The organism is Thermodesulfobacteriota bacterium, assembly GCA_040756475.1.
GTDB lineage: Bacteria > Desulfobacterota > Deferrisomatia > Deferrisomatales > JACRMM01 > JBFLZB01.
The window spans coordinates 1-10564 of the sequence record JBFLZB010000162.1 but is presented as its reverse complement, the minus strand read 5'-3'; the positions used below and the strand labels follow the sequence as shown (position 1 = coordinate 10564).

Annotated in this window: 7 protein-coding genes; 2 read left to right on the top strand and 5 right to left on the bottom strand. The window is 72.1% G+C overall.

Annotation, left to right across the window (positions count from 1 at the left end):
- Window positions 1-76 precede the first annotated feature (76 nt).
- The 3 genes from AB1578_18305 to AB1578_18295 form a co-directional block, all read right to left on the bottom strand.
- Complete coding sequence (locus AB1578_18305; protein ID MEW6489847.1) at window positions 77-2404, bottom strand: xanthine dehydrogenase family protein molybdopterin-binding subunit; 2328 nt, start codon at window positions 2402-2404, stop codon at window positions 77-79.
- A gap of 3 nt (window positions 2405-2407) precedes the next feature.
- Window positions 2408-3082, bottom strand: coding sequence for a (2Fe-2S)-binding protein (locus AB1578_18300; protein ID MEW6489846.1), 675 nt, complete (start codon window positions 3080-3082; stop codon window positions 2408-2410).
- 269 nt (window positions 3083-3351) lie between these two features.
- Window positions 3352-4119, bottom strand: coding sequence for a hypothetical protein (locus AB1578_18295; GenBank protein MEW6489845.1), 768 nt, complete (start codon window positions 4117-4119; stop codon window positions 3352-3354).
- Window positions 4120-4605: 486 nt separating this feature from the next.
- Here AB1578_18295 and otsB point away from each other — a divergent pair, with 486 nt between their 5' ends.
- Both otsB and AB1578_18285 read left to right on the top strand, forming a co-directional pair.
- Window positions 4606-6165, top strand: a complete 1560-nt coding sequence (gene otsB, locus AB1578_18290; protein MEW6489844.1) for a trehalose-phosphatase — start codon at window positions 4606-4608, stop codon at window positions 6163-6165.
- The gene (locus AB1578_18285; protein MEW6489843.1) at window positions 6162-8594 is read left to right on the top strand and encodes a glycosyl hydrolase family 65 protein; all 2433 of its coding nucleotides are present in this window, start codon (window positions 6162-6164) and stop codon (window positions 8592-8594) included. The genes otsB and AB1578_18285 overlap by 4 nt, the downstream gene beginning before the upstream one ends.
- Window positions 8595-8609: 15 nt before the next feature.
- On the opposite strand, the gene AB1578_18280 is transcribed toward AB1578_18285, so the two are convergent.
- Entirely contained in the window at window positions 8610-10025 is a 1416-nt protein-coding gene (locus tag AB1578_18280; protein MEW6489842.1) for a dihydrolipoyl dehydrogenase, read from the bottom strand.
- Between the two features lie 76 nt (window positions 10026-10101).
- On the bottom strand, window positions 10102-10564 hold a 463-nt coding region (locus tag AB1578_18275; GenBank protein ID MEW6489841.1), incomplete at its 5' end, for a rhodanese-like domain-containing protein.

Sequence of the window (10564 nt, the reverse complement as noted above, 5' to 3'; positions counted from 1 at the left end):
ACGCGGGCGTCGCCCTGGCCGAGCCGGTCCACCGCCTCGGCCAGGGAGCGGGGGCGCGCGTAGCGAAACTCGGGGATCATGGCGAGCTCCTTTCGCGGCGCTCGGCGAGGAGGCGGCTCAGGGTGAGGGGGTTGATCGGGCTGGTGGTCACCCGCGCGCCGGTGGCGTCGCAGACGGCGTTGGCGACGGCGGCCGCGGTGGGGATGGTCACCGGCTCCCCGAGCCCCTTGGCGCCACTGGCGTTGGCCGCGGGGTCGGGGCGGTCCAGGGGGCTGGAGAGGGTCTCCTCGGGCACGTCCAGGGCGGTGGGGAGCTTGTAGTCGTGCCAGTTCTTGTTCACCAGCTTGCCGGTCTGGCCGTGGTCGAGCTGGCGGACCTCGGTGCAGCCCAGGCCGATCCCCATGACGATGCCCCCAAAGACCTGGCTGTCGAAGGTCAGGCGGTCCATCACCCGGCCGCTGTCGTGCACGGCCACGAAGCGCAGTAGCCGCATCTCCCCGGTGCGCAGGTTCACCTCCACCTCGCAGAACTGGGCGCCGAAGGGGTTGACCACCACGCCCTGGGGGTTGGGGCCGCGGTGGGCCACTCCCACCGCCACCCGGCGCTTCTTGAGCCGGGGGATCTCGGTGACCCGCAGGGAGCGGGAGGGGTCGTCTGCCGCCTCGACCCGATTCCCCCGGAAGCGCAGCCGGTCCGGCTCGATCCCCAGCTCCTCGCCGGTCCAGGCCAGGAGCTGGCGCTTCACCTCCACGGCGGCGGCGCGCACGGTGGGCGCCTCGGTGGGCACGGTCTTGCTGCCCCCGCTGGGGGTGGCGTACTGGGTGGTGGCGGTGTCGGCGTGCTCGATCTGCACGAGCTCGGGGAGCACTCCCAGTTCCTCGGCCACCACCAGGGCCATCACCGTCTTGGTGCCGGTGCCGATGTCGCTCGCCCCCATGTTGAGGTTCACCGAGCCGTCGGAGTAGAGCTTGACCGTCACGGTGGAGGGCGGGCCGCCCCCGCCGGCGAACCACAGGGTGGAGGCCATCCCCACCCCCCGGCGGAGCACCGGGTCGGTCTGCTCCCGGGTGCGCCGGCGCGCCTCCTCCCAGCCGAACTCCCGGGCGCCGCGCTCGATGCACTCCCGAAGTCCCGTGGTGGTGTAGGGGGGATTTCCCTTTCGGGCCTGGCTCACCGTGGGGATGTTGGCCAGGCGCAGTGCCACCGGGTCCAGCCCGAGCTTCTCGGCCAGGGCGTCCAGGGTCTGCTCCAGGGCCCACGCACACTGGGGGTGGCCGGGGGCGCGGAAGGGACGCGCCGGGCCGGCGTGGATGTAGAGGTCCGTGGTCTCGGTGGCCACGTGGGGGCAGGTGTAGTGGTCCCGCACCAGCCAGTCCAGGAGCGAGGTCCCCCCCGCCGGGTAGGCGCCCCCGGTGCCGGTGGCCCGAAACTCCAGGGCGGTCAGGGTGCCGTCCCTGCGGCCCCCGGCCTTCAGGGTCATGTTGGCCGGCGGGCGGTTGCCTGCGCAGAGCATGGTCTCCTCCCGGCTGAGGAAGAGCTTCACCGGCCGGGCAGTGCGCTTGGCCAGGAGCGCCGCGATCACCGAGTACTTGCCGGCCTGGAGCTTGCTGCCGAAGCCCCCCCCCACGTAGTGCCCGATCACCCGCACCTGGGAAAGGGGCAGGTCCAGGGCCCGGGCCACCTGCTCCTGAACCGCGAAGACGCCCTGGGTGGACTCCCACAGGGTGAGCCGGTCCCCGTCCCAGCGGGCCACGCACCCGTGCAGCTCCAGGGGGGTGTGGAGCTCCGCCTCGGTGCGAAAGGAGAGCTCCGCCGTGGCGTCCGCCTGGGCGAAGCCCGCTTCCACGTCGCCTCGGACGTAGCGGTCGGTCTTGCGCCGGTTGCCCCCCGGGTGCACCGGGGGCGCCCCCTCGGCCAGGGCCCCGCGCTCGTCGGAGACGAAGGGGTGCACCTCGTACTCCACCCGGATGGCCCGCAGGGCATCCTGGGCCCGGTGGGGTGTCTCGGCCGCCACCGCGGCCACCGCTTCGCCCTCGTAGCGGCAGTGGGGGTCGAAGAGGGGCAGGACGTGGTCGGGGGAGTAGGCCCAGCGCACGCCGGCCGCCTCGGGGCTCTCGCCGGTGAGCACGGCGTGGACCCCGGGCAGGGCCTCGGCGGCCGAGGCGTCCACCGAGCGGACCGTGGCGTGGGGATGGGGACAGCGCAGCACTGCGCCGTAGAGCATGTGGGGGAGGAGCACGTCCGAGGGGTAGACCGCGGTGCCGCTCACCCGCTCGTAGGCATCCACCCGGGGCCGACGGCCGCCCACCACCACGGTCTGCCCCCAGGGGGCCGGCTCCTGGCCCGCGGGCGGGGTCTCGGGGACCTCCAGGTCCTTCACGTAGTAGTCCCGGTTCTCGGCCATGGGTCAGCCACCTCCCCCGCGCTTGAGCTCCGCCGCCCTTTCGGCCGCTCGAAAGATGTTCGCGTAGGCGCCGCAGCGGCAGAGATTGCCGGAGACGCCGCGGCGGATCTCCGCTGGCGAGGGCTCGGGCGTCTGCCGCAGGAGGCCTTCGACGGCCATGATCTGGCCGGGGGTGCAGTAGCCGCACTGGAAGGCGTCGTGCTCCGCGAAGGCCTGCTGGGTGGGCCCCAGCTCCTCGCCGCGCAGGAGCCCCTCCACGGTGGTCACCTCGAAGCCCTGGGCCTCCACCGCCAGAGTGAGGCAGGCGTAGCGGGGTACTCCTTCCAGGAGCACGGTGCAGGCGCCGCACTCGCCGCGCCCGCAGCCCACCTTGGTGCCGGTGAGGCCCAGGCGCTCCCGCAGCACGAACAGCAGCGACCAGCGCGGCTCCACCAGGAGCTCCTGGTAGCGGCCGTTCACCTGGAGCCGCACCCGCACGGAAGACTCTGCCGGCGGGTCCGCGACCGGAGCGGCGTGGCCGGAGCCCCCTCCTGCCGCCAGGCCCACCGCGCCGGCGCTCAGGGCGGTCATGAAGCCGCGGCGGGTGAGGCCGGCCGGCCCGAGATGGGGCTCTGCCCCCGCGAGATCTGTATCCCGGTGGGCGTGACAGCGACAGGCGGAGCGGGCGGGACCGACCATGGGCTTCCCTCCGGCGGAGCGGTGGTGGGCGCGGGCGCTGCGGCCAGGAGCCCTCCGAGTGACCCGCAGGGGGCGCCTTGGGGTCCCTTCATACCAGGCGCGGTGCGGGTTTCAAGGCGCCCCCCCCCGGGGTATCCGAGCGTGCCTCCGGGCCGAAAGGCCGTCAGAGAGTCGGAAGAGGAAGAGCCGCGTCGGACGGTTCCGATCCCGGCCCCGCAATTCGGGCTCGTAGACAAAGCGACGTAGTTCGGCTCCGGCATCCGGGTGGGTCAGGAACCGGGGAGCGCGCCAGGGCCCGAGGCGTCCATGGTCTGCTGGAGGTGCGACTGGTTGCGTTGCTCCCGGCGCTTGCTCTCCAGGTACTCCTCCCGGCTCAGTTCCTCGAGCTGCGGGTAGCGCTCGGTGCGCTCGAACCAGGTCCGGAGCCTGGTCTCGAGGCGCTCTCCGGGCGGGAGGGAGCGGGTCTCCAGGAATACTTCCAGGGCCAGGTAGTAGCGCACCGCGTTGCGCTCGATGATGCCGCGCACTCCCTCCACCGGCCGCTTCTCCCCCGTGTCCGGAGCTGCGGTGCGGGAGAATCCTTCCTTGCCCCGCCCCAGGGTTGCCAGGTAGACGCCGGTGCTGGCCCTGCTGAGGAAGCTCGGCACGTAGGAGCTGCGGATATGCACCGAGGTCCCCTCCGGCGCGGGAGCAGCCCGGACCTCGATCCGGTGATCTTCGGTGCCCAACGGGCCCTCGTCCGCCTGCAGCGAGACCCGAACCCCGCCGTCCTCGCGCTCTCGGACCTCGAACTGGTAATCCATGCGGTAGGCGTCGTCCGGCGGCTCGTAGTGCTTGCGGCCCGAGTAGAGGACGAGCAAGGGGGTGCCCTGCGCCGCCGCGCCGTGCGCGCAAGCCTTGGTGTTCAAGTGCAGCGCCAGGAAGCCGCACCAGGCGGCCGGCTCCGCCAGGGTCCGGGAAACGGGTTCGAAGGGGAACGGCAGCACCCCCTCCACTTCGGCCCACACCTGCGCCGGCGAGCTCTCGGAGCGGACCATCAGACCGCCGGGGATCGGGGCCGCGGCGGAGGCGTCCCCTGCAGCGCTTGGGGGCGGCGGCGACTCCGGGCTCCCCGCCCAAGCAGATACGGCCGCGCGGGCCGCGAGAGCCGCGCAGAAGGCGAGAGCCATCGAGACGGTGCCGGGGTGGAAGACTCGTCGCATGGGTCCACGCTACTCCCCCCTGGGGGCCATGTCGAACGGCTCGGCCCGGTAAGGCCGCAGTTCTTCGTTGTTTGAGACCATAGGATATTTTTGGGGGCCACTCGGTTCATTGGCTGCGGGCCTTCTGGAAAATCCCTCGCCCTCCACTATCTTCGCTTCCCGTGGCCAGAGATCGGGACGCCCCGCGGGGTGCGGCGCCGGACCGCGAGCCCGTTGTACGGGTGGCTGCCCCCCGACCCTCGGGGCTCGCAACGACGGGAGGGGCGGCGGCTGCTCGCCCCCTGCTCGAAGGCGCGTTTCCGTTCGGAAGAAGCGGAGCTCATGCCTGTCCTTGTCCTTCGCCGCCGTGACTACGACGCGGCCATCTTCGATCTGGACGGGGTCCTCACCGATACGGCCCGGGTGCACGCGGCCGCGTGGAAGGAGATGTTCGACGCGTACCTGGAGGCGCGGGGCAAGCGGGAGGGTAGGGAGCATCGCCCCTTCGACCCCGACGAGGACTACCGGCGCTATGTGGACGGCAAGCCCCGGTACGATGGCGTGCGCAGCTTCCTCCAGGCCCGCGGCATCGACCTGCCCCGGGGCGAGCCGGACGACGCGCCGGACCGGGAGACGGTGTGCGGGCTGGGGAACCGGAAGAACGAGCTCTTCCGGGCGCGCCTGGCGCGAGACGGGGTGGAGGTGTTTGGCGACGTCGGTCCCCTCCTCGAGGGGCTGGCGGCAGCGGGCTTTCGCCTGGCCGTGGTCTCCTCGAGCCGCAACTGCGAGGCGGTGCTTGAGGCGGCGGGCCTGGTGGATCGTTTCCCGGTCCGGGTGGACGGAGTGGAGGCGGCGCGACTGGGGTTCCAGGGCAAGCCGGCGCCGGATCTCTTCCTGGAGGCCGCGCGGCGGGTGGGCGCCGAGCCCCAGCGGGGGGTGGTCTGGGAGGATGCCCGGGCCGGGGTGGAGGCTGGCCGGCGGGGCGGTTTCGGCCTGGTCGTGGGCGTGGCCCGGAAAGGGGGAGGGGAGCAATTGCGGGAGAGCGGGGCGGACTCTGTGGTCGAGGGGTTCGCGTCTGTGCGGGTGGACCCCGACGCCCCGGCGCCGGCGGCGGAGCTCCCCTCGGCCCTGGGGGCAGCGGCGGGGATCGTGGGCGAAGCCGAGGGGGTGGCGGCCTTCCTCGACTACGACGGCACCCTGACCCCCATCGCAGACGACCCGGCGGAGGCGGTCCTGGGCGACCGCGCCCGGCGAGCGGTGCGGCGGCTCTCCCGGCTGTGCCCGGTGGCGGTGGTGAGCGGCCGCGACCTGCCCGACGTGCGCGAGATGGTGGGCCTGGACGACCTGGTCTACGCGGGGAGCCATGGCTTCGACCTGCACGACCCGGAGCATCGCGGCCTCGAGAACACCGTGGGCGAGCCGTTCCTCCCCGCCCTGGAGGCGGCCGGAGACGCCCTGCAGCGGCAGTTGGACGGCCTGGCGGGGGTCTGGGTGGAGCGCAAGAAGTACGCCGTCGCCGTCCATTTCCGCGCGGCCTCCCCGGGGCGGGAGCCGGAGGTGGAGGCGGCGGTGGATCGCGTGCTGGCCGAGCATCCCCGGCTGCGCAAGAGCACGGGCAAGAAGATCTTCGAGCTCCGCCCCGACGTGGACTGGGACAAGGGCCGAGCCGTCCTGTGGCTCCTGGAGCGCCTGGGACTGGACGAGCCTGCTCGGGTCCCTCTCTACCTGGGGGACGACGTCACCGACGAGGACGCCTTCCGGGCCCTGCGGGAGCGGGGGGTGGGCATCCTGGTCCGGGACGAGCCCCGGACCACCTGGGCCCGCTACGCCCTGGAGAGCGCGGAGGAGGTCTGCCGCTTCCTGGAGGAGCTCGCCTCGCACCTGGAGAGAAAACCCCGATGAGCCCCTGGACCCTCGTCTACGACCGCTTCGATCCGGACCAGGAGAAGCTGCGGGAGGCGCTCTGCACCCTGGGCAACGGGTACTTCGCCACCCGGGGGGCGGCTCCGGAGGCGGGCTTGGACGAGGTGCACTACCCGGGCACCTACCTGGCCTGCGGCTACAACCGCCTGCAGACCGAGATCTCCGGCCGGGTGGTGGAGAACGAGGACCTGGTAAACCTTCCCAACTGGCTGCCCCTCACCTTTCGGGTCGACGGGGGAAGCTGGTTCGAGCTGGCGCGGGAGGAGGTGCTCTCTTACCGCCAGGAGCTGGACCTGAAGCACGGGGTGCTCAAGCGGGAGATCCGGTTCCGGGACGTGGCGGGGCGCGTGAGCCGGCTCTCGGAACGGCGGCTGGTCCACATGGGCAACACCCACCTGGCGGCACTGGAGACCACCCTCACCGCCGAGAACTGGTCGGGGACCGTGGAACTCCGAAGCGCCCTGGACGGGCGGGTAGTCAACCGGGGCGTGGAGCGCTACCGGCCACTCGATGGCCGCCACCTGGAAGCCGTGGCCTCCGAGGAAGTGGACGAGGAGACCCTCTTCCTCAAGTCGCGGACCGTCCAATCCCGGCGGGAGGTCGCGTTGGCGGTCCGGACCCGGGTGCGCCGGGGGGGCGAGCGGGTGCTGGCCGACCGGGGCCGGGTGATCCGGGAGGGATACGCGTGCCACTCCATCGCCGTGCCCCTGTCCCAGGGCGGCGAGGTCACGGTGGAGAAGGTGGTCGCCCTGTTCGACTCCCGCGACCGGGCGATCTCCGAGTGCGGCCTGGCGGCCCGCATCGAGGTCTCCCGGGCCGGGAGCTTCGACGAGCTCCTCCACGATCACGTGGGGGCCTGGGAGCACCTGTGGAGTCGCTTCGATCTGCGCCTCGGGCTGAGCGAAGGGGCCGACGCCGCCTGGACCGCCCGGATCCTGCGCCTGCACATCTTCCACCTGCTGCAGAGCGTCTCCCCCCACAGCATGGACCTCGACGTGGGGGTCCCGTCCCGGGGCTGGCACGGGGAAGCCTACCGGGGCCACATCTTCTGGGACGAGCTCTTCATCTTTCCCTTCTTCAACCTGCGGCTGCCCGAGATCACCCGCTCGCTGCTGATGTACCGGTTCCGCCGGCTCGGCGAGGCCCGGGCGTCGGCCCGGGAGGCGGGCTACCGCGGCGCCATGTACCCCTGGCAGAGCGGGAGCGACGGGCGCGAGGAGAGCCAGCGGCTCCACCTCAACCCCAAGTCCGGCCGCTGGATTCCCGACAACAGCCGGCTCCAGAGGCACGTGAACGCGGCCATCGCCTACAACGTGTGGCAGTACTACCAGGCGACGCGGGACATGGAGTTCCTCTATGCCTACGGGGCGGAGATGATGCTGGAGATCGCCCGGTTCTGGGCGAGCCTGACCACCTACAACCCCGGCCGGGAGCGCTACGAGATCCGGGGGGTGATGGGACCCGACGAGTACCACGACGGCTACCCCGACGCGGACGAGCCTGGCCTGAACAACAGCGCCTACACCAACGTCTTCGCGGTCTGGGTGCTGAGGGCTGCCGCGCAGGCCCTCGACGTCCTTCCGGAGAACCGAAGCGAGGAGCTGCGGCAGGTCCTGGGCCTGGCCCCCGAGGAGCTCAGGCGGTGGGAGGACATCGCGAGCCGGATGTTCGTGCCCTTCCACGGGGACGGCATCATCAGCCAGTTCGAGGGGTACGAGAACCTGGCGGAGCTCGACTGGGAAGGCTATCGAGAGAAGTACGGGAACATCGAACGTCTCGATCGGATCCTGGAGGCGGAGGACGACACCCCGAACCGGTACCAGGCCTCGAAACAGGCGGACGTGCTGATGCTGTTCTACCTGTTTTCCGCAGAGCAGCTGAGGGAGCTCTTCGAGGCCCTGGGGTATTGCTTCGCCCGAGAGACCATTCCCAAGAACATCGCCTACTACATGGCTCGGACCTCCCACGGCTCCTCCCTCAGCCGGGTGGTGCACTCCTGGGTGCTGGCCCGGTCCGACCGGAAGAGGTCTTGGAACCTCTTTCGCGAGGCCCTCCACAGCGACGTGGCGGACATCCAGGGTGGGACGACGCCGGAGGGAATCCATCTGGGCGCCATGGCGGGGACGGTGGACCTGATCCGGCGGTGCTACACGGGGCTGGAGACCCGGGGCGACGTGCTCTGGCTCAACCCCCTGCTGCCCGACGAGCTGGAGAGCCTGCGGATGGACCTGCGCTACCGGGGCCACAGCCTGGGCCTGGAGATCGACGGGAGCAAGCTCAAGGTCACGGCCCTGCGCTGTACCGAACGGTGCATCCGGGTCGCGGTGAAGGGGAAGGTCTGCGAGATCGAAGCCGGGAAGACCCGGAAGTGGGACCTGGGCGCGAACGCGACGGCGCCCGGCGACTGACGCCTCCCCCAGCCCTCAGCACAGCGCCTCGTGGGGCGCCGCCTCGCACAGGAGCAGCTCCGCGCTGCCCGGACCCTCGAGCTGGGCGGCCGCGTCCTGCAGGGCGCTGCGCAGCCCCTCCTCGTAGGTGGGGTGGTAGAAGGGCTTGCGCAGGAGCGACCAGACCGTCTCCCCCCGGTCGACCGCCCAGGCCACCAGGTGGGCCAGGTGCTCTCCCGCCGGGACGGCCATCTCGGCCCCCAGGACCGTTCCCTCCGGGGAGGAGGCGTACACCCGCAGCGTCCCCCGGTCCTGCCCGGCCATGCGGGCGCGCCCCTGTCCGCCGAAGTCCGCCGCGCCCACCACCACGTCCGCCTCGGGGAGCTGCCCCCACGCCGTTCCCGCCACCGCCGCGTTGGGGGAGCAGAAGGTGAGGCGCAGCGGCACCCGGCGGGCGAAGCAGGTGCCGTCGTCCCGCACCGCCCCGTAGCCGGCGATGCGCCCCTCGTCCGCGACCTCGTGCAGGATGGGGCGGTGGCCGTTGGCGTCCCCGGCCAGGAACACCGGGAGGTCGCCCACCTGCAGAGTCTCCGGGTCGAAGCGCGGCACCCCGCCCTCGCCCAGTTCCACGCCGAGCGCCTCGAGCCCCAGGTCGTCCAGGTTGGGGCGCCGCCCCACGGCCATCAGCACGGCGTCCACAGGGATCCGACGCTCTCCGATGGCGATCCACAGTTCGTTCCCCCGGAGCTCTGGTTCGGCTTCTTGGCCCAGGTGAACGGCGAACTCCCGCTCCAGGGTCTCCACCAGGACCTCGGCGACCCGAGGATCGGTCAGGCCGCCCAGGGTTCGAGCGGTGTCGAGGCCGGTCACCTCGCCGCCGAGGCGCGCCATGGCCTGGGCGAGCTCAAGGCCCACCGCCCCCAGCCCCACCACGGCGACCCGGCGGGGCAGATCGTCCCGTTCGAAGATCTCGTCGCTGGTGAATACCCGATTCCCGAGCGCCTGCCAGGGCTCCGGCACCACGGGGCTCGACCCGGTGGCGAGAACGATCCGCTCGGCCTCGATGACCCGACCTTCCACCTCGAGCACGTTGGGCTCGAGAAAGCGCGCTCGGCCGCGTACGTTCTTGTCTCCCAGCGCCTCTGTGCTCTCGACCACGCCGGAGACGAACCCGTCCCGCAGCTGCCGGACCCGGCGCAGGACCGCCGGCACGTCGGCGCGCACGGCATCGGCCCCGCGAATGCCCATGGTCTCGAACCGATTCCTGTGGTGGAAGGCGTTGGCGATCTCGATCAGCGCCTTGGACGGCATGCATGCCACGCGGGCGCAGGTGGTGCCGTAGGGGCCGGCGTTGATCAGAAGGAAGTCGTCGGTCAGCTTCCGGATCTCGCTCACCGCCGAGAGTCCCGCGCTCCCGGCGCCGACGATGGCCACGCGCGTCTTCTGGTGCATGGTGTGGCTCCTCTTCCGCGGCCGCCGGGGCGGCGTGACGTCGTCCTCCCGCTACGCGACTCGCACCACCAAGGTGCTATCCCTCCACCAGCTCGCATCCCACGGCCCGGCAGGCCTGCACCGAGCCGAGGTTGTTGGCCACCCAAGGGTAGCCGTTGCGCTTCAGGATCGACGCGGCGATGCTCGCCCGCCGGCCGCTGCCGCAGAAGGTGACCACGGGCCGGCCCTCGGGCACGGCGTCGAGCCGGTCAGGCAGGTGGCCGAGGAACACGTGCACCGCGCCCGGCAGATGGCCCGCCTCGAACTCCTCGGGCTTGCGCACGTCGAGCACCACCGGGGGCTCGACGTCGGCCAGGGCGTCCTGGAGCTGGCGGGCGGTCAGCACCCCGACGGCGTCGAGCTCGCGCCCCGTGGTCTCCCAGGCGTGCATCCCGCCGCCCAGGTAGCCGGTCACCCGGTCGTAGCCGATGCGGCGCAAGGGCTTTAGGGCCGCAACCACGTCGGCGGGTTCGGTGGGGACCAGCACCAGGTCCCGGTCG